At 70.4% G+C, this 23,130-nt stretch carries 22 protein-coding genes and 1 pseudogene; 11 read left to right on the forward strand and 12 right to left on the reverse strand.

Going from position 1 to position 23,130, the window contains the following annotated elements; genetic code table 11:
* Positions 1–114 precede the first annotated feature (114 nt).
* Entirely contained in the window at positions 115–615 is a 501-nt protein-coding gene (locus ACZ4N5_RS03560; RefSeq protein WP_467755478.1) for an SRPBCC family protein, read from the reverse strand.
* A gap of 142 nt (positions 616–757) precedes the next feature.
* Between ACZ4N5_RS03560 and ACZ4N5_RS03565 the strand changes: the two genes are divergently transcribed.
* The 3 genes from ACZ4N5_RS03565 (at position 758) to ACZ4N5_RS03575 (ending at position 3,995) form a co-directional block, all read left to right on the forward strand.
* Positions 758–1,657, forward strand: coding sequence for a helix-turn-helix domain-containing protein (locus ACZ4N5_RS03565; protein ID WP_467755479.1), 900 nt, complete (start codon positions 758–760; stop codon positions 1,655–1,657).
* Between the two features lie 180 nt (positions 1,658–1,837).
* Complete coding sequence (locus ACZ4N5_RS03570; RefSeq protein ID WP_467755480.1) at positions 1,838–2,803, forward strand: SMP-30/gluconolactonase/LRE family protein; 966 nt, start codon at positions 1,838–1,840, stop codon at positions 2,801–2,803.
* Positions 2,804–3,599: 796 nt separating this feature from the next.
* Positions 3,600–3,995: a VOC family protein gene (locus ACZ4N5_RS03575; RefSeq protein ID WP_467755481.1), complete on the forward strand. Its 396-nt coding sequence runs from the start codon at positions 3,600–3,602 to the stop codon at positions 3,993–3,995.
* Between the two features lie 389 nt (positions 3,996–4,384).
* Here the strand turns inward: ACZ4N5_RS03575 and ACZ4N5_RS03580 are convergent, their stop codons facing one another.
* The 4 genes and pseudogenes from ACZ4N5_RS03580 to ACZ4N5_RS03595 form a co-directional block, all read right to left on the reverse strand.
* Positions 4,385–4,669, reverse strand: a complete 285-nt coding sequence (locus ACZ4N5_RS03580; protein ID WP_266756748.1) for a hypothetical protein — start codon at positions 4,667–4,669, stop codon at positions 4,385–4,387.
* Positions 4,670–4,914: 245 nt separating this feature from the next.
* Positions 4,915–5,061 (reverse strand): annotated as a pseudogene (locus ACZ4N5_RS03585) (DUF4291 family protein); the annotation flags it as partial.
* A 126-nt stretch (positions 5,062–5,187) separates the two neighbouring features.
* On the reverse strand, positions 5,188–6,294 hold the full coding sequence (locus tag ACZ4N5_RS03590) for a serine hydrolase domain-containing protein (protein ID WP_467755482.1): 1,107 nt from the start codon (positions 6,292–6,294) through the stop codon (positions 5,188–5,190).
* Positions 6,295–6,388: 94 nt separating this feature from the next.
* The gene (locus ACZ4N5_RS03595) at positions 6,389–7,507 is read right to left on the reverse strand and encodes a hypothetical protein (RefSeq protein WP_467755483.1); all 1,119 of its coding nucleotides are present in this window, start codon (positions 7,505–7,507) and stop codon (positions 6,389–6,391) included.
* Positions 7,508–7,638: 131 nt separating this feature from the next.
* On the opposite strand from ACZ4N5_RS03595, the gene ACZ4N5_RS03600 reads away from it, so the two are divergent.
* Positions 7,639–8,793, forward strand: a complete 1,155-nt coding sequence (locus ACZ4N5_RS03600; protein ID WP_467755484.1) for a cystathionine gamma-synthase — start codon at positions 7,639–7,641, stop codon at positions 8,791–8,793.
* Between the two features lie 248 nt (positions 8,794–9,041).
* Here the strand turns inward: ACZ4N5_RS03600 and ACZ4N5_RS03605 are convergent, their stop codons facing one another.
* The 3 genes from ACZ4N5_RS03605 to ACZ4N5_RS03615 all read right to left on the reverse strand — a co-directional run bounded on the left by ACZ4N5_RS03605 (position 9,042) and on the right by ACZ4N5_RS03615 (position 10,488).
* The gene (locus tag ACZ4N5_RS03605; protein ID WP_467755485.1) at positions 9,042–9,290 is read right to left on the reverse strand and encodes a hypothetical protein; all 249 of its coding nucleotides are present in this window, start codon (positions 9,288–9,290) and stop codon (positions 9,042–9,044) included.
* Entirely contained in the window at positions 9,287–9,784 is a 498-nt protein-coding gene (locus ACZ4N5_RS03610) for a sigma factor-like helix-turn-helix DNA-binding protein (protein ID WP_467755868.1), read from the reverse strand. Before ACZ4N5_RS03610 ends, ACZ4N5_RS03605 begins: the two co-directional genes overlap by 4 nt.
* Positions 9,785–9,981: 197 nt before the next feature.
* On the reverse strand, positions 9,982–10,488 hold the full coding sequence (locus tag ACZ4N5_RS03615; protein WP_467755486.1) for a MarR family winged helix-turn-helix transcriptional regulator: 507 nt from the start codon (positions 10,486–10,488) through the stop codon (positions 9,982–9,984).
* 165 nt (positions 10,489–10,653) lie between these two features.
* Between ACZ4N5_RS03615 and ilvA the strand changes: the two genes are divergently transcribed.
* The 3 genes from ilvA to ACZ4N5_RS03630 all read left to right on the forward strand — a co-directional run bounded on the left by ilvA (position 10,654) and on the right by ACZ4N5_RS03630 (position 13,960).
* On the forward strand, positions 10,654–11,883 hold the full coding sequence (gene ilvA / locus ACZ4N5_RS03620; RefSeq protein WP_467755487.1) for a threonine ammonia-lyase: 1,230 nt from the start codon (positions 10,654–10,656) through the stop codon (positions 11,881–11,883).
* A gap of 188 nt (positions 11,884–12,071) precedes the next feature.
* Positions 12,072–13,106 carry an ATP-binding cassette domain-containing protein gene (locus tag ACZ4N5_RS03625; RefSeq protein ID WP_467755488.1) on the forward strand — a complete coding sequence of 345 codons (1,035 nt, stop codon included), beginning with the start codon at positions 12,072–12,074 and terminating at the stop codon, positions 13,104–13,106.
* The gene (locus ACZ4N5_RS03630) at positions 13,103–13,960 is read left to right on the forward strand and encodes an ABC transporter permease (protein WP_467755489.1); all 858 of its coding nucleotides are present in this window, start codon (positions 13,103–13,105) and stop codon (positions 13,958–13,960) included. Before ACZ4N5_RS03625 ends, ACZ4N5_RS03630 begins: the two co-directional genes overlap by 4 nt.
* 153 nt (positions 13,961–14,113) lie before the next feature.
* Here the strand turns inward: ACZ4N5_RS03630 and greA are convergent, their stop codons facing one another.
* A complete protein-coding gene (gene greA / locus ACZ4N5_RS03635) occupies positions 14,114–14,611 on the reverse strand; it encodes a transcription elongation factor GreA (protein WP_467755490.1) in 498 nt (165 codons plus the stop codon).
* Positions 14,612–14,820: 209 nt separating this feature from the next.
* Positions 14,821–15,222, reverse strand: coding sequence for a DUF4307 domain-containing protein (locus tag ACZ4N5_RS03640; protein ID WP_467755491.1), 402 nt, complete (start codon positions 15,220–15,222; stop codon positions 14,821–14,823).
* 151 nt (positions 15,223–15,373) lie between these two features.
* On the opposite strand from ACZ4N5_RS03640, the gene mca reads away from it, so the two are divergent.
* Together mca and ACZ4N5_RS03650 are read left to right on the forward strand one after the other, a co-directional pair.
* Positions 15,374–16,255 (forward strand): mycothiol conjugate amidase Mca, encoded by an 882-nt coding sequence (mca, locus tag ACZ4N5_RS03645; protein ID WP_467755492.1) that lies wholly within the window; start codon positions 15,374–15,376, stop codon positions 16,253–16,255.
* Between the two features lies 1 nt (position 16,256).
* Entirely contained in the window at positions 16,257–16,553 is a 297-nt protein-coding gene (locus ACZ4N5_RS03650; RefSeq protein ID WP_467755493.1) for a hypothetical protein, read from the forward strand.
* A gap of 67 nt (positions 16,554–16,620) precedes the next feature.
* Here the strand turns inward: ACZ4N5_RS03650 and ACZ4N5_RS03655 are convergent, their stop codons facing one another.
* Positions 16,621–19,815 carry a tetratricopeptide repeat protein gene (locus tag ACZ4N5_RS03655; protein WP_467755494.1) on the reverse strand — a complete coding sequence of 1,065 codons (3,195 nt, stop codon included), beginning with the start codon at positions 19,813–19,815 and terminating at the stop codon, positions 16,621–16,623.
* Positions 19,816–19,893: 78 nt separating this feature from the next.
* Positions 19,894–20,337 carry a hypothetical protein gene (locus tag ACZ4N5_RS03660; protein ID WP_467755495.1) on the reverse strand — a complete coding sequence of 148 codons (444 nt, stop codon included), beginning with the start codon at positions 20,335–20,337 and terminating at the stop codon, positions 19,894–19,896.
* Positions 20,338–20,451: 114 nt separating this feature from the next.
* On the opposite strand from ACZ4N5_RS03660, the gene ACZ4N5_RS03665 reads away from it, so the two are divergent.
* On the forward strand, positions 20,452–21,036 hold the full coding sequence (locus tag ACZ4N5_RS03665) for an ArsR/SmtB family transcription factor (protein WP_467755496.1): 585 nt from the start codon (positions 20,452–20,454) through the stop codon (positions 21,034–21,036).
* Positions 21,017–23,053 (forward strand): thioredoxin domain-containing protein, encoded by a 2,037-nt coding sequence (locus tag ACZ4N5_RS03670; RefSeq protein ID WP_467755497.1) that lies wholly within the window; start codon positions 21,017–21,019, stop codon positions 23,051–23,053. The genes ACZ4N5_RS03665 and ACZ4N5_RS03670 overlap by 20 nt, the downstream gene beginning before the upstream one ends.
* Positions 23,054–23,130 lie beyond the last annotated feature (77 nt).

The raw sequence follows: 23,130 nt of genomic DNA on the forward strand, positions 1-23,130 counted from the left end.
GATCCATGACCGTGTCACGCAACTTCTCCGCGTGGGCGGGGGTCACAGCGACAGGTCTCGGCGCGTCGCTCGCGCTCGCGCCTGCCACCGTCGACGAAGCCACACCTGGGAACCTCACTCTTCGGCGATCCATTGGGCGAGGGAGATCAGGGTGGTTTCGACGCTGTTCGTCATGTAGTCGCGGAGGGCGTCGAGGTCGCCGCGGGTGGTGCCCAGTACGGGGTCGAGGCGGAGGAGTTGCCAGGACTGCTCGACGACGGTTCCTCGACCCTGGGGATGGAAGGTCCAGTTCCACCGCACGATGCCGTCTTCGGCGCCGCCGACCACGAAGGTGAAGGCCTCGCCGGGGTCGGCTCGTACGACCTGGGAGCGGGTGGTCCATTCCCTGCCGTCCTTCTGATTGCGGCCGCTGAACCAGGCGCCGGCCCGAGGCCCGGCGCCCTGGTCGAACGTGACGTCGGTCGCGTTGGGGCTCCAGCGGCCGATCGCGGACACGTCACTGACCAGGTCATAGACCCGGGCGGGTGCAGCATCCACCCATGCGCGTCTGGTGAAGGCGAAGCCTGATGCGTCCAGAACCTCGAAGAGGTCGTGTTCGCTGGCGGTGGCGCTCAAGGCGTCCTCCTGGGTACGTGGGGAGGGTGCCGGGTTCGGCGACGCCCACGTCATCACCAGTCCTGCCGGGGGGCCAGACCGGCTGGTGCCTATCCACAGCTGGGGCAGGCTGTGCGTTTCGAGTCGGCCCATACTCGGATCCATGACCGGAAAATCGCAGCTCGGGGACTTCCTGCAGGCGCGGCGCTCCCAGCTGCGTCCCGAGGACATCGGGATGCCCACCTATGGGGAGCGTCGGCGTGTGCCGGGTCTTCGGCGCGAGGAGTTGGCGTTGCTGGCGGGTGTGAGCGCCTCCTACTACACCCGGCTTGAGCAGGGGCAGTCACTGAGCGCGTCGCCTGAGGTGCTGGACGCGATCGCCGGGGCTCTGCGGCTGGACGAGTCCGAGCGGCGGTACCTGCACGACCTGGCCCGGGTGGACAAGCATCGCGCTCGGGGCCGGCGACCTGCGCCGGAGCGCGTGACGGAGGCGACGGCTCAGTTGCTGGACGTGCTGGCGGACGTTCCCGCGATCGTGCTCGGCCGGCGCAGCGACGTGCTGGCGTGGAATCGCCTGGGCCACGCGCTGTTCGCCGGGCACCTGGACCCTGGCTCCCCGGACCTGTCGGCGCAGCGTCCCAACATGGCCAGACTGGTGTTCCTCGACTGTCATACCCGCGACCTGTACGCGGACTGGCCGAGCAAGGCCAGGGCGGTGGTGGGGAATCTGCGCCTGGTGGCGGGCCGACATCCGCAGGACACGGCGTTGCACGCGCTGCTGGGTGAACTGAGCGCAAAGAGCAGTGAGTTCGCCTCGATGTGGGCCGACCATCGGGTCAAGGCGTGTGCCGTCGCCACCTATGAGATGCGGCACCCGCTGGTCGGCCCGCTGACCGTCGTTCAGCAGACCCTGAGCCATGGACCGGGCCCCAACATCGTGGTCGCCACCACGGAGACGGGCTCGCCGTCACGGGCCGCGCTGGCCCTGCTCGCCCAGGTCACCACCCAGGACACCGTCCCGGCCGACCCGGCGCAGCCGGCGCCACGGGCCGACGTCGGCTGACCTCACGCAACGCCACCGGGCGCTCGGCCGGCACGTGCGAGCACCCGTCCCACCCGGGCACGGCTGACGACCAGCCGCCGGCATCAGCCCCGGGGCCGCAGGGCCCCGAGCGGAATCCACCTGTCTCCATGCGTGCGTCGGCGTGTTGCCGTCGCATGCCCGAAAACCAGTGAAGGAACCATGTTCAAGAAGATCTCCACGCCCGCCGTGTCGGCGGCCGTCCTTGTCGCGGCCGCTGCCGCAGCGCTCAGCCCGGCCGCGGCGTCGGCCGTCTCCGCCCCGCTGAGCAGCGCGCGGATCGCCGTGCACTTCGACCTGGCCAAGGGCCAGACGCCGGAGAACGTCGCCCTGGCACCGGGTGGCGCCGCGTACGTCACCTTCGCCGAGGGCCGCCAGATCGCCGAGGTCTCCCCCAAGGGCGCCATCCGGATCCTGGCCACCCTGCCCAAGCCCGCCGACGGTGGTGTCCACACCCCGGTCCTGGGCTTCCCGCTGACCGTCGGCATCGTCCGTGCCCACGACGGGACCCTGTACTTCCTCTACGCCACCGGCACCCCCGACCTCACCGGCGTGTGGCGCCTGCGCCCCGGCGGCGAACCCCAGCGGATCGCCGCGCTGCCCGCCAACGGCCTGCCCAACGGCCTGGCGCTGGACCCGCGCACCCGCACCCTCTACGTCACCGACTCCGTGCTGGGCACCGTCTGGAGTCTGCCCACCACCGGTGGCACCCCCACTGCCTGGTCCACTGCCCCCGAACTGGCCTCCACCGGCTTCCTCGGCGCCAACGGCCTGAAGATCCACAACGGTGCTGTCTGGGCCACCAACCTCGACAAGGGCACCGTCCTGCGCATCCCCATTCTCCAAGACGGGCGAGCCGGTTCGGTCCGGACCGAGGCCACCGGCCTGCCGGGGATCGACGACTTCGCCTTCACCGGCCACGGCGACCAGCTGCTGGCCGCGCTCAACGGCCCCGGTGAGGTCGCGCTCGTCCAGCCCGGCGGCAGCCACTCCGTCGTGCTGACCGCGGCCGACGGCCTGCAGAACCCCACGTCCATAGCCCTGCGCGGCGACACCGTCTACGTGCTGAGCGCCGCCTACGTCACCGCCAAGGATCCCGACCTGCTCCTCGCCCACTTGAACGACTAGTGCCGCGTCAGTCGAGGTTTGCCCTTCGAGGAGCGGCGTCGTGGGGGTCCCCCCCCCGCACGAGCGAAGCCGAGAATGGGGAAGCGTGCTCTGGGGGTCCCCCCGCCGAAAGCTGGGGGAGTGCCGGCCGGAAGTCCTCGTACTGGACGTACTTGGGCTTTCGACCGGTGCGGCGAGAGGGCGTGCCGGGCGTCGCGACGGGGCGAACCTCGGCCGGCGTGGCACCAGCCCCGCGCCGGCCGAAAACGCACCCCCGGGGAGGCACACCGGCCCCTCGGGACGCCCCGCTCTGTCAACTCCGGCTCAGCCCGTCACGGCCGCCCCGGTCTCCCGGAAAGCCCGCACGTCAGGATCACGTCATGCAGAACACGTGCGAGCTCAAACTCGGCGACGTCACTGTCACCCGCATCGAGGAGATGCACGGTCCGATCAGGCCCCCGGACCAGTTCTACCCCGACCTGCCCGAGCACGCCTCCTGAACTCGGTCATGCCTCAGCCGTCGGCGTGACGGTCGTCCGTACTGCGGGTCCACAGGGAGAGGTCGCTGCACGAAATCCGCTGCTGAGCACCTTCCGCTCCCGCAGCTCTTTCGGCAAAGCACCGAGAGCGGCAAGCCGCTGCTTGGACATCTGGATCGTCAGTCAGGCCGGCGGGCGACTTAGAAGTGACGGTCAGCCGCTCCGCGATCAACTGCACGGCCTCAAGTCCATCAGCCCCTGAGACGTCAGCCCTGGATCTGCCGGACGGGCGGCACGGGTCAATACTCTGAGTCTCGTCCGCACTATCTGGGAGAGGCATGACAAGTAGGTTCACAGAGTTGGTCGTTGACTGCCACGATCCGGAGAGGCTCGCGGCGTTCTGGTGCGAGGTCCTGGACTTCGAGGTGATCGACCGGAGCGAGGGCAAGGTAGAGATTGGCTCCTGGGTGCCGACCGTCGAGGGCGTTCGGGCCCGCCAGATGCCGCCCACCCTGCTGTTCATCCAGGTGCCCGAGGGCAAGACCGTGAAGAACCGGCTTCACCTTGACGTCAGCCCGATCGACAGCAGCACCGAGGACGAGGTGACCAGATTGCTCGGCCTCGGCGCCACAAAGGCGGATGTGGGTCAAGGCCCGGACCGAAACTGGGTGCTCATGGCGGACCCGGAGGGCAACGAGTTCGATGTTCTACGCACGCTGGCACCGCAGAACTAGGCCGCGAACGGGCAGCCACACCCCGCAACAGTCGCGTTGCGACTTCTTGCGCGCCACAGTCGCCGACCCATTGCTTGGCAGAGGCTGTGCCCAAGTGCGTGGCCGGCCAAGTCACGGGCACGAATGTCGGCTCGGTCCACGCTCAGCCGGAGGGGCCGAGCATGGACGGCGGCCGCGACCTCGTACTCATCAGCACTCACTCGTCTGTGGCCTGTGTCGCTGGTGACGGGCAGAGGTCTGTCAACGCGGGTTGATGACCCATGTCAAGCCGCGTTCACAGTCCTCTTTGCGGCCGACGCACCTCGCGGGATCACGCTGTGAAGGGCGACCACGTGGGCACTGCAGGCCGGTACAGCCCTGGAGGCTTCATCTGGCCGGTCCGAACGCTGTCATGCGGAAGCCACCACCTCGCCGGCCATGACCTGGGGAGGGTTGGGGAGCAGCGACGCAAGGTTGTCCCGCACGAAGTCCGCAGCCCTCGAGATCGATTCCTCGGCACCGGCCTGGTCCTGGAAGACGCTGGTCGAGACCATCACTCCGTCCCCGGCATCGATCCAGTAGTAGGCCACGAAGCCGGAGACCTGGCGCATGAGCGCCACGAACCCCTCGTTCACGAGACGTGCCGCCTCGGCCGAATCGGTCACCCCTTCGTACCGCCGGACTGCTGCGTACATCGCCAAGCTCCTCACGGCGTTCCGGGTTCGTTCTCTGCTGAGACGTCGTACCCCTGCGACGGCTGCCTGGCTCATGAGGCGTCCGGCAGTCACCTGAAGGGCCGCGTCGGGTGATCCGAACGGCGGACGCCGGCCCGGACACACGGCCCTGCGCATGTCTGCCACGAGACGGCATCGACGTGGAGTGGAGCAGCCTCGGGCGGTGACTGTCCGCAGCACGGAAGAGGCTGTGAACGCGGCTTGACGATCCATGTCGTGCAGTCGCGTTTCCACGCGGTCGGGAAACGGCCCTCTCGCACGGCGGGTTCGCCGGTTTCCGGGGAGTGCGCCTGATAGACGGTGACCGTGGTTGCCGTGTGGGCCGCGCGAATCCCGCGTTGCCGTTCTTCCATGACGTACCGCGTGGGGGCGGTCGGTGAGGATGGCCATTCAATCTCGACTGGCGTCCGCGAGCTGCTCGGTCGTGACTGTGCAACCGACGGGCCGGTCGGCGCCGTTGTTCTGGTGCATCCCTTGGATCAGGCCCGCAGACCCTGGAGTCCGTCGTAGGCGGCCATCACCATCTCCAGTCCCCGGTTGTCGTCCGCGGGCTCGCGCATCTGGTTCGTCACGTAGGCCACCGTCATGCGGATTTCGGGATCGATCACGACCAAGGAACCGCCCCAGCCGCCCCACCCGTAGGTGTTGCCGAACAGCCCGTAGCCCAGGCCCCAACGGATGGGCATGCCCAGGAGGCGGTCCTCGCCGCTGAACTGCTCCTCCCTTGCTCGGTCGCAGCCCGCCTGCGACAGCAGCCGTGTCGCGCGTACCGCTCCTCCGCAGGCCATCACCGACTGCACGAGACCGACCGAGCGGGCGTTGCCGAATCCGTTCGCCGCGGGGATCTCCGCACGGCGCCAGGCCACGCTGTTGCCGTCGCGGACCCGTATGCGGGTGGCGGCGGTGGGAGGCGCCTTGCTGCTGGGCGCGCTCGCGGCATAGTCCTCGTCCTGGGAGGACGGCGGGATCGCGAGTGCCACCCGTCGGTCGTGCTCGGCGGGCAGCCCGATGTGGAAGTCGGCACCCAGCGGTCCGGCCACCTCCTCCGCGAAGAACTCACCCAGGCTGCGGCCGGTGATCCGGCGTACGACCTCGCCCACGAGGAACCCCTGGGTGAGCGAGTGGTACCCGGCCGCGCTCCCCGGCTCCCATTGCGGAGTCTGTGCCTCCAGACGTGCCGTGGCGGACGGCCAGTCGTAGAGGTCCTCGATCGGCCCGTCCCAGTCGGGCAGGCCCGCGGTGTGCGCGAGCAGGTGCCGCACCAGCACCTTTTCCTTGCCCGCCCTGGCGAACCCGGGCCAGTAGTGGCCGACCGGCGCGTCAAGGTCGAGCTCGCCACGGTCGGCCAGGATCAGCGCGCACAGCGCCGTCATCGTCTTGGTGACGGACCAGACGCTGGTGATGGTGTCCCGCTGCCACGGGATCGCGCGGTCCGCGTCGGCGAACCCACCCCACACGTCCACCACCGGTTCGCCGTCCACGAAGACGGCCACCGAGGCACCGGCGTCCCCCTCGTCCAGCAACGCGGACAGCGCGTTGGGCACGGCAGTGAAGAGGTCGTCGTACGAGCCCTGGATGTCGGCCATGCGTGGTATTTAGCCCGCAAGGGCGGGGCTGGGCAACCGAGTTTTTTTGGCTAGGAAGCCCGGCGTCGTGTCGCCCTCGCCTCGCGCGCCGCCGTCAGTGCGACAGCGTCGCCGGGCTTCCGCCGTTCGCCTCGTATCCCGCCACCGCCAGGGCGCGGTATATCGCGTAGTCCGCGGCTGGGTCGGGAGTCAGGGTCCAGGGCAGGGCACCGACGTGGCCGTCGACGTGCACCAGTTGGTCCATGGCCTCGGACCAGCGCTCGCCGCGGACCAGGAAGAGGATCAGCAGATGGCGGACGTGGGCGAGCATCGGGTCGTCGGGGCGGGCCGCGTGGACCGCGTACAGCGCGCCGTGGACGGCCTTGGTCACGACCTCGCTCTGGTAGAAGCTACGGACCAGGTTCACCTCGGGGAGGTGCTCGAAGACCGCGAAGAGCGGCATCGCCGCGAGGAGGGAGCCCTGCGGCGCGCGTGCCGCCGCGGCCTCCGCGAAGGAGTACGCCGTCTCCCGCGAGCCGTGCCACTTCTCGCACCAGTAGTGCAGGGCCGCCAGATGCGCGCCCATGTGGGAGGGCGCGCGGTCCAGGATCTTCATCCAGAGCTTCTCGAACTCCGGCTGGGAGTAGGCGAGTCCACGGGCCACCGACAGCTCGATGATGTACGGGACCGGGTCACCGGGGGACAGCAGCGCCGCATCGCCGCACGCGGACCGAGCCTCCTCCATGATGATCCGGAAGTCGTCGGTCCCCGGCGTCGACGTCCGCCATGCCTGCTGCACCAGGAACTCGGCGTGCACCGCCGCGCCGCCCGCGTCCTTGGGGGCCTCGGCGCGCCACACCCGCAGCCACTGCCCGCCGGGTGTCTCGCTGACCCCGCCGGGGCGCTGCTGAAGCTCCAGCGACGCGGCGCCAGCGAAGGCCTGCACCCGCTGCCAGCGGGTCTCGCCCTCGGTCTCCGTGCCGGACAGCAGCTGCGAGGCCGCGCGGTAGTCCTGGGTCCGCTGCACCACGTCCAGGACGTTCAGCAGATCCGCGTCCGGGCCCGGCATGCGGATGTCCAGCTCCTCCTGCCGCAGGAACCCGTAGTTCGCCGGGTCGGCGGCGTCCGGGTCGCCGGGCGAGACCAGCTGCACACCGGTGCGCCTGCGCCGCAGCACCGGCAGCAGCACCAGGCTGAACATGGCCAGCGCCATCAGGACCCACAGAATCTCCATGCCTCAAGCGAACCAGACGGGTCCGACAATTGGCCAACCCGGTCCCCTCACGGGTTCCGTCTCCGGTCCCTGCAGTCCCCGCGGGGGCGTACGCCGTCATGAACGCCGGGGGAGCACTACGCTCGGGACTCATGAGCGACAGGCACATCAGTCAGCATTTCGAGACGCTCGCGATCCACGCGGGCAACACGGCCGATCCCCTCACCGGAGCGGTCGTCCCGCCGATCTACCAGGTCTCGACCTACAAACAGGACGGCGTCGGCGGCCTGCGCGGCGGTTACGAGTACAGCCGCAGCGCCAACCCCACCAGGACCGCCCTGGAGGAGAACCTCGCCGCCCTGGAGGGCGGTCGCCGCGGCCTCGCGTTCGCGTCGGGACTGGCGGCCGAGGACTGCCTGTTGCGTACGCTGCTGAGCCCCGGCGACCACGTGGTGATCCCCAACGACGCGTACGGGGGCACCTTCCGGCTCTTCGCGAAGGTCGTCTCCCGGTGGGGCGTCGAGTGGTCGGTGGCCGACACCAGCGACCCCGGCTCGGTACGCGCCGCCCTCACCCCGAAGACCAAGGCGATCTGGGTCGAGACGCCCTCCAACCCCCTCCTCGGCATCACGGACATCGCCGTGGTCGCGCAGATCGCGCGCGAGGCGGGTGCCCGGCTCGTCGTCGACAACACCTTCGCGACGCCCTACCTCCAGCAGCCGCTCGCGCTCGGCGCGGACGTCGTCGTGCACTCCCTGACCAAGTACATGGGCGGCCACTCGGACGTCGTGGGCGGCGCCCTGATCACCGGTGACCAGGAACTCGGCGAGGAGCTCGCGTACCACCAGAACGCGATGGGCGCGGTCGCCGGGCCCTTCGACTCCTGGCTGGTCCTGCGCGGCACCAAGACACTCTCCGTGCGCATGGACCGGCACAGTGAGAACGCGGGCCGGGTCGCCGAGATGCTCACCCGGCACGCGCGCGTGACGCGCGTTCTGTACCCGGGCCTTCCGGAGCACCCCGGTCACGAGATCGCCGCCAAGCAGATGAGGGCGTTCGGCGGCATGGTCTCCTTCCAGGTCGAAGGCGGCGAGGAGGCGGCCGTCGAGGTCTGCAACCGCGCGAAGGTGTTCACGCTCGGTGAGTCACTGGGCGGGGTGGAGTCCCTGATCGAGCACCCGGGACGCATGACGCACGCCTCGGCCGCCGGTTCGGCGCTGGAGGTCCCCGCCGACCTCGTCCGCATCTCCGTGGGCATCGAGAACATCGACGACCTGCTCGAGGACCTTCAGCAGGCCCTGGGCTAGGGAGAGCGTCGTCCGGGCCGGAGGGCACGGCCGGCGCTCGCCGGTCCGAGCGGGAGCGGTCGTCCCTCCGGAGGACCACGGTTGGACACGGTTTCGCAGGCCGGCGGTCAAGCGGAAGCCTCCGGCCGGCCGGCGGTCACCGCCCGTCGGTGGTGGAGGCCGGTCACCAGCCCGTCAGTGGCGGAGACCGGTCACCAGCCTGTCAGCGATGGGGGCTGGTCACCCAGCCCGTCAGTGGTGGGGGCCGGTCACCAGCCTGTCAGTGGTGGGGTCGTCTCCGATGGCGGCTCCACCCACGGCCGGGCCATCGTCGCCCAGACGACGAAGACGACGGCCGCGGTGAGCAGCACCAGCCACAGCAGTCGCCTGGCCGCCGTCCTGCGGCGCAGCATGCGCCCTCCGCGGCGTACGACCTCGCCGTACAGGTCGGGTGGCACCGGGGGCGGTGACTGCTCCATCATCCGTCGTACGGCCGCCTCGCGCTCCGGCAGATTCATGACGGGGCCACCTCCACCCTGGTCGGCGCCGGGCCGCGGGGCGGGTGCAGCAGGGTCGCCATGGCGCGGGCGCAGATCGCCCGTACACGTTCTGTGGGGAGCCCGAGCAGGGCCGCCGCCTGCTCCTCGGCGACCCCCTCGTACAGCCTGAGGACGAGGATCAGCCGTTCCTGGGGCGTGAGCCGGGCCAGGACGTTGTCCGCGGAGGGGCGGTGCCGCCCGAAGCTCCCGTACTGGTGCCAGGCGGTGCGCTGGAAACGTGCGGCCAGTTCCCGGCGGGCGCTGTCGTAGGGGTCCTCGCCGTGCAGCCGGTCCCAGGAGGCGTACGTATGGGCGAGGGCAAGCGTCAGCAGCCGCCGCGCGCGGGGGTTGGCGTCCCGGGGCTCCGCGGTGAGCAGCGTGGCGGTGTGCAGCAGCCGCCCTGCCGCGCCCGCCACGAACGCCTCGAACTCCCGTGCCCGACGGTCGCCTTGGGACGCACGCCGTTCTCGCACCATGCCTCCCGCCTGAGGGCGACCCTGAGGAAGGGCCCGCGGTCGCGTGCGACCCGCCGCACCGTGTGCGACGAGGACCCGGTCTCATATGAGGCCAGGTGCCGCCTTCCGGTCAAGAGTTCGGCCCACATGCACGCGCGCGTGGAGGGGTGCGAAGGCCCCGGGACACCGGGCACGCAGCACCGTCTCCGCGCAGTTCAAGAGGTCGGCTCGGACTCCGACACCGGCATGCCCTGGGCCGCCTGGCGGGCGGAGAGCGCGCTGTTGAAGCGTGTGAGGAGCGCGCAGAACACCTCGCGCTCCTCCGGCGCCCATTCGTGTGTCAGCTCGGCCATCAACTGACGCCGGGAAGTGCGTACTTCGTCGAGCCTGGACTGGCCGCGCGGGGACAACTGGAGCACCACGGCGCGTCCGTCCTCGGGGTGCGAGGTGCGCTTGACGAGCCCGGTGTCGACCAGCGGGGCGACCTGCCGGGTGACCGTCGAGGAGTCGATCCCCATGCTCGCCGCGAGCGCCTTGACGCCCATCGGCCCTTCCTTGTCGAGACGGTTGAGCAGCAGGTACGCGGCACGGTCCATGGAGTTGCGCACCTGCCCCACCCCGCCGAGCCGGGTCTGTTCCGCACGGCGCGCGAAGACCGCGACCTCGTGCTGCAGGGCTTCGAGAAGACCGGTGTCACCGACGGTCGTCATGTCCATCGACATTTCTGGTGTTGTGGGCATGGCCGGGGGCTCAATTCATGCGTGGGGAGCGGGGTTGGGGGACAGGGTACGCGGCCGGGGCGCGGGCCGTACCGGGGCTGCGCAAACACGGTCTCGGAGCGTGGTCACGACGGGAGTGCGCCCGCGTGAACTGCGAGACTGGTGGTCATGAGCTACGGCACGGCTGACTCCTTTCCCAGTGTGACTCTCGACGACGTACGCGGCGCGCAGAAGATGCTCACGGGTGTGGCGCGGGTGACCGCGATGGAGGGCAGCAGGTACCTGTCCCAGCTGGTGGGCGCACCCGTGCAGTTCAAGTGCGAGAACCTCCAGCGGACGGGCTCGTTCAAGCTGCGCGGTGCGTACGTGCGGATCGCGGGCCTGCTTCCCGAGGAGCGCGCCGCGGGTGTCGTCGCCGCGAGCGCCGGCAACCACGCGCAGGGAGTCGCGCTCGCGTCCTCGCTGCTCGGCGTGCGGTCCACCGTGTTCATGCCGACCGGCGCACCGCTGCCGAAGGTCGCGGCCACCCGTGACTACGGCGCCGAGGTGAGACTGCATGGGCAGGTGGTCGACGAGACCCTGGCCGCCGCGCAGGAGTACGCGCAGAAGACGGGCGCCGTGTTCATCCACCCCTTCGACCACCCCGACATCATCGCGGGCCAGGGCACGGTCGGCCTGGAGATCCTGGAGCAGTGCCCCGAGGTACGCACGATCGTTCTGGGGATCGGCGGCGGCGGGCTGGCGGCGGGCGTGGCTCTCGCGGTGAAGTCGCTGCGCCCGGACGTACGGATCATCGGGGTGCAGGCGGAAGGCGCGGCGGCGTACCCGCCCTCACTGGCTGCCGGACGGCCGGTGTCGATCCAGAACCCGGCCACGATGGCCGACGGCATCAAGGTCGGCCGGCCCGGCGACGTGCCGTTCCGCCTCGTCGAGGAGCTGGTCGACGAGGTCCGTACGGTCTCCGAGAACAACCTGTCCAGTGCACTGCTGCTGTGCCTGGAGCGCGCCAAACTCGTCGTCGAACCGGCCGGCGCGAGCTCCGTCGCGGCCCTGCTGCGCGCGCCCGGGTCCTTCGAGGGCCCGGTGGTGGCTCTGCTGTCGGGCGGGAACGTGGATCCGCTGTTGATGCAGCGCATCCTGCGCCACGGTATGGCGGCGGGCGGCCGCTATCTGGCGGTCACGCTGCGGCTCACGGACCGGCCCGGCGCCCTGGCGACGCTTCTCGGGGTGTTGTCAGTGGCGGACGCTAACGTCCTGGACGTGAGCCACGTACGGACCGATCCACGGCTCGGGCTCACGGAGGTGGAGGTCGAGCTGCACCTGGAGACGAAGGGGCACGACCACTGCGCCGAGGTGAATCTGGCGCTGCGCGAGGCGGGTTACACGGTCATCGACTGAGGTCGGAGCCACCCGTGGAGTCCGGTCGTCACTCTCGGGGAAAATCCATTGAGAGACGCGATACATCGCGTTATGGTGTGCGCCTGGGTCGGCACCCGGGCGGGGTCGAGCCGGAAAGACATTCTCATCGCGCAAATGTTCGAATTGCATGGATATCCGAAAAATCCCCAACGACGTGGAGAACTCTCATGCCAGGCGCCATCTACGCCGAAGGCCTGGTGAAGACCTTCGGTGACGTAAGGGCTCTGGACGGCGTCGACCTCGATGTTCCGGAAGGCACCGTGCTCGGCCTGCTCGGGCCGAACGGCGCGGGCAAGACGACCGCGGTCCGCTGTCTGACGACCCTGCTGCGCCCCGACAGCGGCAGGGCCGTCGTCGCCGGCATCGACGTGGTCAAGGACCCCGACGCGGTACGGCGCAGGGTCGGCCTCTCCGGACAGTTCGCGGCGGTCGACGAGTACCTGACCGGCCGCGAGAACCTCCAGATGGTCGGCCAGCTCTACCAGATGAAGGCGAAGGCCGCGAAGGTCCGCGCGGCCGAGCTCCTGGAGCAGTTCCACCTCGCGGATGCCGCCGACCGCACCGCGAAGACGTACTCGGGCGGTATGCGCCGCCGCCTCGACCTGGCGGCGGCCCTGGTCGTGTCGCCCCCGGTGATGTTCATGGACGAGCCGACGACCGGCCTCGACCCGCGCAACCGCCAGCAGCTGTGGGACGTCATCAAGCAGCTGGTCTCCGGCGGTACGACGCTGCTGCTGACCACCCAGTACCTCGAAGAGGCCGACCACCTCGCGCACGACATCTGCGTGGTCGACCACGGCCGCGTCATCGCCCGCGGCACCGCCGACGAGCTCAAGGCGCAGACCGGCGGCGAGCGCGTCGAGGTCGTCGTGCACGAGCGGGAACACATGGAGACCGCCTCCGAGGTGCTGCGCGGTTTCGGCAAGGGCGACACCACGGTCGAGGAGCACACCCGCAAGCTCACCGTGCCCGTCACCGGCGGCGCGAAGCTCCTCGCGGAGGTGATCCGCGAGCTGGACTCCCGCGGCATCGAGATCGACGACATCGGCCTGCGCCGCCCCACCCTCGACGACGTCTTCCTCTCGCTCACCGGCCACGTGGCCGAGGCGAAGGCCGAGGAGAACGGCGCGTCGGCGGACGCCCGGGCCGGCAAGGGCAAGGAACCCCGGACCGACAAGAGCAAGAAGGAGGCCGCGAAGTGAGCGCCGTCAGCGACGCCGTGCAGGTCACGGCACCCGCGAACCCGGTCGTCCAGTCCATCCGGGATTCCCTGGTCATCGCCAAGCGGAACCTGATCAGGATGTCCCGGATTCCGGAGATGGTCATCTTCGGACTCATCCAGCCGATCATGTTCGTGGTGCTGTTCACCTACGTCTTCGGCGGGTCCATGAAGATCGGCGGCAGCACCAGCGCCACCGACTACACCAACTTCCTGATGGCCGGGATCTTCGCCCAGACCGTCACGTTCGCCACCGCGGGCGCCGGCGCGGGCATCGCCGACGACATGCACAAGGGCCTCATCGACCGCTTCCGGTCGCTGCCCATGGCGCGCGGCGCGGTGCTCACCGGCCGCACCCTGGCCGACCTCGTACAGACCGCGCTGACCCTGCTGGTTCTCGCGATCGTCGCCCTGATGGTCGGCTGGCGGGTCGGCTCGAACGGCAGCACCGACGCGTTCCGTGTCCTCGGGGCCTTCGGGCTGCTGCTCCTGCTGGGGTACGCGTTCACCTGGATCGGCGCGCTCATCGGCCTGTCCGTGCGGACGCCCGAGGCGGCCACCTCCGGCGGACTGATCTGGCTCTTCCCGGTCACGTTCATCTCGAACGCGTTCGTGGACACCAGCAACATGACCCCCTGGCTGCAGGATGTCGCGGACTGGAACCCGTTCAGCGCCACCGTGCAGGCCTGCCGCGTCCTGTTCGCCAACCCCGGGGTGTCGACGTCCGACGCCTGGCCCATGCAGCACCCGGTCTGGGCCTCGGCGATCTACTCCGTCCTGATCGTGCTGATCTTCCGGACGCTCGCGGTCCGCAAGTACCGCTCGGCGACGGCGTGACGCGGACGCCCGGGACGTCGACGTAGACATCGGCCCGGACATCGGCCCGGACGTCGGCCTGGACATCGGCCCGGACGTCGAAGCAGAGGTCGACGCGGATATGACAATGCCCCCGGCATGCGGCCGGGGGCATCGTCGTCGCTGGTCCTGGGCTCAGCCCTGGTACGGCACGGCCTTGAGGATCTTCACCGAGGCGAGCTTGCCGTTCGGCAGCTCGTACTGGGCGTCCTCGCCGACCTTCTTGCCGTTCACACCGGAGCCCAGCGGGGACTGCGGCGAGTACGTCTCGATGGCGGCGCTCGCGTACTCGCGCGAGCCGAGCAGGAAGTCCAGGGTGTCGTCCTCGTCGCCGTCGAAGGCGATGGTGACGACCATGCCCGGTGCGACCACGCCGTCCGCCGCGGGAGCCTCGCCGACCTTGGCGTTCTCCAGGAGCTGGGTCAGCTGGCGCACTCGGAGCTCCTGCTTGCCCTGCTCTTCCTTGGCCGCGTGGTACCCGCCGTTCTCGCGCAGGTCGCCCTCCTCACGCGCGGCGGCGATCTTGCCGGCGATCTCCGTGCGCGCAGGACCAGACAGGTACTCCAGCTCGGCCCTGAGCTGGTTGTACGCCTCCTGGGTCAGCCAGGTGACGTTCTCGCTGGTCTGGGTCACAGGTGCTCCTCGTAGGTACTGGGATACAAAGCATCGCCCTACCCAGAAGCATGTTCTCTCACGGGTGGGCGAAACCACGAGCCTAACAATTCAGCGGCTCTGAGGGGAGGACATAAGACATCAGAATTACATCAACGCAGGTCAGCCGACGCTTGCTGAGAGTGATGCCCGCCGTGCCGATGCCGTCGGGTCCGGGTCGGCGATGCCGCTCAGCCCGTGTGACAGCCGAGGAGTTCCGCCGTGGAGCCCCGGGCCGTCGTACGCAGGGTAACCACCTTGTCGAGGCGGGAGGAGTCCTGGTCGAAGCGGAAGTCGGCGCGGCCCACCTCGATGCCGTCGGCGCTCTGCGAACGCAACGTGCAGTAGCCGTTCGTGCCCGAGTCCTTGTGCACCTCCAGGTGCACCTCGACCGCGCTGTCCGAGACCGCCTTGAAGGTGATCACCTGGGCGCTGATCTTGGTCCCGGCGATGTAGTCGTAGCCGAACCAGCCGACCAGACCGATCAGGGCGACACCCAGGACGCTCCCGATGATCTTGAGCTTCCGGTCGGCACGCTCGTCCGCGGAGCGGCCGTACCGGCCCTCGGGCAGCTGCGTGCTCGCCGTACTCATGATCGTCCTCTCGGCTGGGGTCCGTGAGACGGACCCCGGAATTATTCGCCCCCCGATTCCGTCACTATAGAAGCCGCCCAAAGCGCTGATTCACGCCGGGCGCCGACAGCCGACCTACTCAGGCGACAGCCGACTGACCGAGGATTGAGTCTTGACTGACCAGCTGCGACTGATGGCCGTTCACGCCCACCCCGACGACGAGTCGAGCAAGGGCGCGGCCACCATGGCGAAGTACGTGTCCGAGGGGGTGGACGTGCTGGTCGTGACCTGCACGGGCGGGGAGCGCGGCTCCATCCTCAATCCCAAGCTTCAGGGCGACAAGTACATCGAGGAGCACATCCACGAGGTACGCAAGAAGGAGATGGACGAGGCCCGCGAGATCCTCGGCGTCAAGCAGGAATGGCTCGGCTTCGTCGACTCGGGCCTGCCCGAGGGTGACCCGCTGCCCCCGCTCCCCGAGGGCTGTTTCGCCCTGGAGGACATCGACAAGGCGGCCGGCGAGCTGGTCAAGCAGATCCGCTCGTTCCGCCCGCAGGTGATCACCACGTACGACGAGAACGGTGGCTACCCGCACCCCGACCACATCATGACCCACAAGATCTCGATGGTGGCGTTCGAGGGCGCGACGGACACCGAGAAGTACCCGGAGTCCGAGTTCGGACCGGCGTTCCAGCCGCGGAAGCTCTACTACAACCAGGGCTTCAACCGCCCGCGCACCGAGGCGCTGCACCACGCGCTCCTGGACCGGGGCATGGAGTCGCCGTACGGGGACTGGCTGAAGCGCTGGAGCGAGTTCGAGCGCACCGAGCGCACGCTGACCACGCACGTTCCGTGCGCGGACTTCTTCGAGATCCGTGACAAGGCGCTGATCGCGCACGCCACGCAGATCGACCCCGACGGCGGCTGGTTCAAGGTCCCCATGGACATCCAGCGGGACGTCTGGCCGACCGAGGAGTACGAGCTCGCGAAGTCCCTCGTCGATACATCCCTCCCCGAGGACGACCTCTTTGCGGGCATCCGCGACAATGCCTGACATGAGCGCAAGCCTGGCACTGACGCACCTCGTCCCCCTCGCCAAGGAGGTCGACCAGAACAAGGTCACCCCCGGCGTCCTCGGCTTCATCGTCTTCGCGGCGATGGCCCTGGCCGTCTGGGGCCTGATGAAGTCCATGAACCGCCACATGGGCAAGGTCACCTTCGAGCAGGACCCCCAGAACAAGGCGGCGGGCTCCGGCGGCGCGGAACGGTCCGCCTCCGGTACGGCGACGTCCGGCACGGGCACCGGCACCGGCACCGGCTCCGGCGGGAAGGCCGCTCCCGCGAAGGGCTGAGCCCGCCCCCGCGGGAGCACCGGCCCCTGCGGGAGCACCGGCCCCCGCGGGAGCGCCTCGCCACCCCTCACGTCACCACGGTCACGCCCATCACATCGCGGGCGTGCCGTCCCGGCACCATGCCCAGGCGCCAGGCCTGCCAGCCGGCGTCCAGGTCCACTCCCCGCTCCAGCAGCAGCTGATACGCCTCGATGAAGTCGTCGAGCCTGCCGTCGCGGGTGGAGTGGCCGGCGCGCGAGAGTTGCCGCAGTTCCTCCACCGCCACCGCGGCGCCCACCTCGTGGCCGCCCGGGGCCGCGTACGGGAGCAGGGTGCAGCGCAGGAAGCGTGCCCAGTCCTCTCCGCGATGGTCGCCGTACGAGGCGAACAGGCCGACGGCCTCGTCGCACAGGGACAATGCCTGCTGGGTGCGGGCGTTGCCCGCGTCGACGACGGCGAGCTCCAGGCAGGTCCACGCCTCGCCGTGTGCCACCCCGATGCGCTGGAAGTCCGCGCGGGCGTCGACGAGGAGCTGGCGGGCGAAGCCCGAGTTCCGCAGCGAGCCCGTCTGCGCGGCGCGCTGGTCGCGGGTCACGCGGGCCGAGTGGTGGCGGGCGCAGGCCAGGCCGTAGACGTCCCGCATACGGGAGAACATCGTCCGGGAGCGCTCCAGCTCGCGCACCGCCTGGTTCAGGTTGCCGGTCTCCTCCAGGGCCTGGCCCAGGTAGTAGACCGTCCAGGCCTCGCCGCGCGCGTCCTCGTTCTCGCGGTGCCGGGAGGCCGCCTGGCGCAGCCCGTCGACCGCGGAGGACGGGTCGCCCTCGACGAGCCTGGCGCGGGCCAGCTGAGTGAGTGCCCAGGCCTCGCCGCGGGCGTCGCGCGTACGCCCGTACAGGTCGAGCGCCTCGCGCAGTTCGCGCTCGGCGCGCGGCACGTCGCCCATGCGCAGGCCCAGCTGGCCGAGCTGGAAGTGGGCCCAGGCCTCGCCGTGCACCGAGCCGCTCTCGCGATGCAGGACCAGGGCCTCGGTGAGGAGGTCGAGGGCCTGCGCGAGCCGGGATCTGTCGCGCTCCACCGCCGCCAGCGCGTGCATCGTCCAGGCGCGGTCGGCCGCCAGCTCGGGTGAGGCCTGGAGATCCATGGCCTCCTGGAGCTTGGCCGCCGCCTCGATGAGGTTGCCCTGGTGGTGCAGCGTGATGCCGAGGGAACACAGCGCCCTGGCCGCCCCCGCGTCGTGATGGGCCTCGAAATAGAGGTCCACCACCGCCGCCAGGGTCGTCCGCGCCTTGTCCAGCTCACCCAGCTGGCGGGCCGCGATACCGGTGCGCCACTGGACCGAGCGGACGAGGAGCCCCTGGTCGACAGCCTGGGTCAGCTCGCTGATCTCGCCCAGCCGGTAGAGGTCGCCGCGCAGCAGGCAGTAGTCGCACAGGGCGCCCAGCAGGTTGAGCACCGCCGCCTGGTTCACCCCCTCCGCGTGCCGCAGGGCCGCCGTGATGAAGCTCGACTCGTCGTCCAGCCAGCGCAGCGCGGCGTCCAGGGAGGTGAAGCCGTGCGGCCCGAACTGGTCGGCGCGCGTCGACGTCTTGCCGTCCACCAGGCGGATCACCGAGTCGGCGAGCTCCGCGTAGTTCACGATCAGGCGCTCCTGCGCCGCCGTGCGCTCCGAGGGCTCCTCCTCGTCGAGGAGACGGGCCGCGGCGAAGGCCCGCACGAGATCGTGCAGGCGATAGCGGCTGCCGCGCACATGGTCGATCAAGCCCGCCCGGGAGAGGGCGGTCAGATGACGGACGGCCTCGGGTTCGTCCGTCGCGAGGAGGGATGCCGCCGCTGCCGCGCCCAGGGAGGCGCGACCGGCCAGGGCGAGCCGGCGCAGCAGCCGGCGCGCCATGTCCGACTGGTCCGTGTAGCGCAGCCACAGCACCCGCTCGACGGGTTCCACGGGGCCGTAGGCCGCGAGGTCGGTGGCGAGTCCGCGCGGGGTGCGCGGGCCCAGCGAGGAGCCGGCGACACGCAGGGCCAGCGGCAGGCCCCCGCACAACTCCCTTATCCGGTCGATGGATTCGGCGTCGTACGGACCGGACACGTCCTCGGCCGCGGCGGCCAGCAGCTCCTCGGAGCCCGCCGCGTCCAGCGCCTCGACGGGGAGCTGGTGCACCCAGGCGGGGAGGTCGGCGGGCAGGTCGAGGGGCTTGCGCGCGGTGACCAGGACCAGGCTGTCCGAGCGCTCGGGGACCAGCGTGCGCACCTGTTCGGCGTCGCTCGCGTCGTCCAGCACGATCGTCACGGGCAGTCCCGTCAGATGCTGGTGGTACAGCTCGCTCAGACGTCTGACCTGCTGATCCTGCGAGGAGCGCTCGCGGAAGAGGAGCTGTTCGCGCGGGGCGCCGAGCCGGTTCAGCAGGTGCAGCAGCGCGTCGCGGGTGGTGAGCGGCGGGTCGTCCGGGCTGTCGCCCCGCAGGTCGACCACGCACGCGCCGCGGAACTGGTCCCTGAGGGCGTGCGCCGCCCGGACCGCGAGCGTGCTGCGGCCGGAGCCGGGCGCGCCGTGCAGTACCACGACCGTCGGTCTCGTCTCCGTGCTCGCCCGGGCCGCGTGCACCCACTGCGCGACCCGCGACAGTTCGGTCCGGCGCCCGGTGAACGGGCCTTCTCGCTCCGGAAGTTGTCCGAAGGACTGCTCGAGCACACTGCGCCGGCGGGCAGCCGCGCTCTTGTCGGTGCGCCGTAACTGGGGCGCACCCTTCTTGGCGCCGGTGGAAGCGTTGAGCACGCGCTGCTGGTCGAGGAACGGGCGGACGCCCCGCACCTCCAGGGCCGTCAGCCACTGGAGGCGCAACTGCTCGGGGCCCCCGGGCTGCCCCAGGGCTCCGGCCCGGCGGCTCGCGGCCGGCACGTGTGAGGCCGTCACCTTGAGGACGGTCGCCGCCGCGCCCGCCACGGCCACCGCCGCTCCGCTGCCGACGGCCGTGCCCGCGCCGGTGCCGAGGGCCAGGTCGGCGACGACGGCCGTGAGCGCACCAACGGCCGCCACGAGCAGGGCGGTTCCGGATCCCTCACGCGCGAACCGCTGCCCGAAGGTCTGCCGGCCCGCTTCCGACTCGTCCAGCGCCCGTGTGTACGCCGTGTACTCCTCGGCCGCGGTCTCCGCCATCGCGTCGAGCGCGGCCCGCGCCCGCGACAGCAGCGCGCTCCCGTCCACGCGCCCTCCGGAGCGGCGTACCTCCTCCTCGACGGCCCGGACCAACAGCCGCTCGGCCTCCGCCCGATGGCTGTCCCGCATGTCACGTCCCCCTCCGGCAGCAACTCCTTGGCCTATGAGTGTCCTTCGGGGAGGACGCGAGCGCGAGAGGGCCGTCGATCAATCCCGCGGACCACTACCGCCGGCTGCCGTGGAGCCCGCCTTTTCAAGGGCACAGGACCTGGGGTGTTCCTTGCGCGGGACACGCTCCTTGGAGAGGGCGAAGAAGACACATGCGCAGGCGAGCGCCGCCTCCGCCACCGCGCAGGCCAGGGCCTGGACGAGAGGGGCGCCCGGCTGCGCGGTGGTTATGTCGAACCAGGCGTCGAGCACCGCGACCGCGGCCGTCGCCGAAGCGGTCAGCCGCGCGTGCTGAACTCCGCGCAGCCCCAGCACGGCGGTGGCCGCGCAGCCGGCGGCCATCAGCACGTCGAGTCCCACCCAGGCCACCTGCCAGTTCCGCACCTCGGCGCTCGCCGGGAGCGTACGCACGAGGAGCACCATCCATGGCACGAGCGCCACGGCGGTGACGCCGAGCAGCACGAGAGCCCAGTTGCTTCGCATGACAGCACGATTCGTCCGCATGCCTCCACGATAGAGCCGCAGAGGAAATTCTGCAAAGAAAATTCTGCAGAATTTATTCTGCGGAGAAGGCGGGCCGGGGGATACCGTTGTCGTATGCCCGACCCCGAGCTGACCAGTCTCGAACGCACCGCCCTGTACAAGTCCCTCGGCAACCCGCTGCGCCGCCGCATCCTCGACTACCTCGGCCGGCACGGCGAGGCGAACTCGACCGTGCTCGCCAAGGAGCTCGGCGAGAGTTCCGGCACGACCAGCTACCACCTGCGCAAGCTGGCGGACCAGCACCTCATCGAGGAGATCCCGGAGAAGTCGGGCGGCCGCGAACGCTGGTGGCGGGCGCTGCCGTTCCGTCACACCACGCCCGATCCGGCCACGATGACGCACGAGGAGCGCGCCGCCGCCGAGGGCCTGGCGCGCCTGAAGATCGAGATGGACACCGGGCTGTACCTGCGGGCGCACAAGGAGTACGCGGGTCCCGAGGGGTGGGCTCAGGTCCAGCGCGCCGGCAACTGGATGACCAGGGACGAACTCCTGGACTTCGTACGCGAATACCGGGCGCTCCTCGACCGGTACGGCCACCCTCGTGAAGATGCCCCCGCAGGGGCACGCCCGGTGCACCTGCGCTTCTACGCCGTCCCGGACACCGTGGGAGAGTGGCAGGGTGAACCGACTGGCCCATGAGACGTCCCCGTATCTGCTCCAGCACGCCGACAACCCCGTCGACTGGTGGCCGTGGTCGGCCGAGGCCTTCGACGAGGCACGCAGAAGCAACCGACCCGTTCTGCTGAGCGTCGGGTACAGCAGCTGTCACTGGTGTCATGTCATGGCCCACGAATCCTTCGAGGACGACGCGACAGCCGCGTATCTGAACGACCACTTCGTCAGCATCAAGGTCGACCGCGAGGAACGGCCCGACGTCGACGCCGTCTACATGGAGGCGGTGCAGGCGGCGACCGGGCAGGGCGGCTGGCCGATGACCGTGTTCCTCACGCCGGACGCCGAGCCCTTCTACTTCGGCACCTACTTCCCGCCCGAGCCCCGCCACGGCATGGCGTCCTTCCGGCAGGTGCTGGAGGGTGTGGCCGTCGCCTGGACCGACCGGCGGGACGAGGTCGCCGAGGTCGCGGGGAAGATCACGCGGGATCTCGCCGAGCGGGAGCTGACCTTCGGGGACAGCCAGGTGCCGGGCGAGGAGGAGCTGGCCGCCGCGCTGCTCGGACTCACCCGGGACTACGACGCGGCGCGCGGGGGATTCGGCGGGGCGCCCAAGTTCCCGCCGTCCATGGTGATCGAGTTCCTGCTGCGCCACCACGCGCGGACCGGCTCCGAGGGCGCCCTCCAGATGGCCGTCGACACCTGCGAGCGGATGGCGCGCGGTGGCCTCTACGACCAGCTCGGCGGCGGATTCGCCCGGTACTCCGTCGACCGCGAGTGGGTGATCCCGCACTTCGAAAAAATGCTCTACGACAACGCCCTGCTCTGCCGGGTCTACGCACATCTCTGGCGTTCCACCGGGTCCGAGCTCGCCCGGCGGGTCGCTCTGGAGACGGCGGACTTCCTGGTGCGCGAACTCCGCACGAACGAGGGCGGGTTCGCCTCCGCGCTCGACGCCGACAGCGACGACGGCACCGGCAGGCACGTCGAGGGCGCCTACTACGTGTGGACGCCCGAGCAGCTGCGTGAGGTGCTCGGGGACGCGGACGCCGAACTCGCCGCCCAGTACTTCGGGGTCACCGAGGAGGGCACCTTCGAGGAGGGGGCGTCCGTACTGCAACTCCCGCAGCAGGAAGGTGTCTTCGACGCCGAGAAGCTCGCCTCCGTGCGGGAGCGGCTCCTCGCGGCGCGGGCCGAGCGGCCGGCCCCCGGGCGCGACGACAAGGTGGTCGCCGCCTGGAACGGGCTCGCGGTGGCCGCCCTCGCGGAGACCGGCGCCTATTTCGACCGCCCCGATCTGGTGGAGGCCGCGATCGGCGCCGCCGACCTCCTCGTACGGCTGCACATGGACGACCGGGCGCGGCTGGCCCGTACCAGCAAGGACGGCCGGGTCGGCGCCCACGCCGGGGTGTTGGAGGACTACGCGGACGTCGCCGAGGGCTTCCTCGCGCTGACGTCCGTGACCGGGGAAGGGGTCTGGCTGGAGTTCGCCGGGTTCCTGCTCGACCACGTCCTGGCGCAGTTCACGGACGACGGGTCGGGTGCCCTGTACGACACGGCGGCCGATGCCGAGCGGTTGATCCGGCGCCCGCAGGACCCCACCGACAACGCCACGCCCTCGGGGTGGAGCGCGGCGGCCGGAGCGCTGCTGTCGTATACCGCGCAGACCGGCGCGGAGCCCCATCGCACCGCCGCCGAGCGGGCGTTGGGCGTGGTGAAGGCGCTCGGGCCGCGGGCGCCCCGTTTCATCGGGTGGGGGCTCGCGGTGGCCGAGGCGCTGCTCGACGGTCCCCGGGAGGTCGCGGTGGTGGGGGAGGGAAGCGATCCGGCCACAACGGCCTTGCGGCGCGCGGCACTTCTGGGCACCGCGCCGGGCGCCGTCGTGGCGGTGGGAACGCCGGAGAGTGACGAGCTGCCGCTGCTTTCCGGTCGCTCCCTGGTGGACGGCAACCCGGCCGCGTATGTCTGCCGTAACTTCGCGTGCGACGTCCCGACGACCGATCCCGACCGACTGCGCACGGCTCTGAACGGCCGAAACGCGTGATGACCAACCGGTCCAAACGCCCCTAGAGAGCGGATTGTTCAGCAAGTCGACCGAGTGTGATGAAACACGCTCTTCAC

Source organism: Streptomyces sp. NPDC026500 (assembly GCF_055567635.1).

Coding starts and splice junctions, on each gene's coding strand:
- ACZ4N5_RS03565 (WP_467755479.1), top strand. CDS start 758: ATGACCGGAAAATCGCAGCTCGGGGACTTCCTGCAGGCGCGGCGCTCC.
- ACZ4N5_RS03570 (WP_467755480.1), top strand. CDS start 1,838: ATGTTCAAGAAGATCTCCACGCCCGCCGTGTCGGCGGCCGTCCTTGTC.
- ACZ4N5_RS03575 (WP_467755481.1), top strand. CDS start 3,600: ATGACAAGTAGGTTCACAGAGTTGGTCGTTGACTGCCACGATCCGGAG.
- ACZ4N5_RS03580 (WP_266756748.1), bottom strand. CDS start 4,669: ATGTACGCAGCAGTCCGGCGGTACGAAGGGGTGACCGATTCGGCCGAG.
- ACZ4N5_RS03590 (WP_467755482.1), bottom strand. CDS start 6,294: ATGGCCGACATCCAGGGCTCGTACGACGACCTCTTCACTGCCGTGCCC.
- ACZ4N5_RS03595 (WP_467755483.1), bottom strand. CDS start 7,507: ATGGAGATTCTGTGGGTCCTGATGGCGCTGGCCATGTTCAGCCTGGTG.
- ACZ4N5_RS03600 (WP_467755484.1), top strand. CDS start 7,639: ATGAGCGACAGGCACATCAGTCAGCATTTCGAGACGCTCGCGATCCAC.
- ACZ4N5_RS03605 (WP_467755485.1), bottom strand. CDS start 9,290: ATGAATCTGCCGGAGCGCGAGGCGGCCGTACGACGGATGATGGAGCAG.
- ACZ4N5_RS03615 (WP_467755486.1), bottom strand. CDS start 10,488: ATGTCGATGGACATGACGACCGTCGGTGACACCGGTCTTCTCGAAGCC.
- ilvA (WP_467755487.1), top strand. CDS start 10,654: ATGAGCTACGGCACGGCTGACTCCTTTCCCAGTGTGACTCTCGACGAC.
- ACZ4N5_RS03625 (WP_467755488.1), top strand. CDS start 12,072: ATGCCAGGCGCCATCTACGCCGAAGGCCTGGTGAAGACCTTCGGTGAC.
- ACZ4N5_RS03640 (WP_467755491.1), bottom strand. CDS start 15,222: ATGAGTACGGCGAGCACGCAGCTGCCCGAGGGCCGGTACGGCCGCTCC.
- ACZ4N5_RS03650 (WP_467755493.1), top strand. CDS start 16,257: ATGAGCGCAAGCCTGGCACTGACGCACCTCGTCCCCCTCGCCAAGGAG.
- ACZ4N5_RS03655 (WP_467755494.1), bottom strand. CDS start 19,815: ATGCGGGACAGCCATCGGGCGGAGGCCGAGCGGCTGTTGGTCCGGGCC.
- ACZ4N5_RS03660 (WP_467755495.1), bottom strand. CDS start 20,337: ATGCGAAGCAACTGGGCTCTCGTGCTGCTCGGCGTCACCGCCGTGGCG.
- ACZ4N5_RS03665 (WP_467755496.1), top strand. CDS start 20,452: ATGCCCGACCCCGAGCTGACCAGTCTCGAACGCACCGCCCTGTACAAG.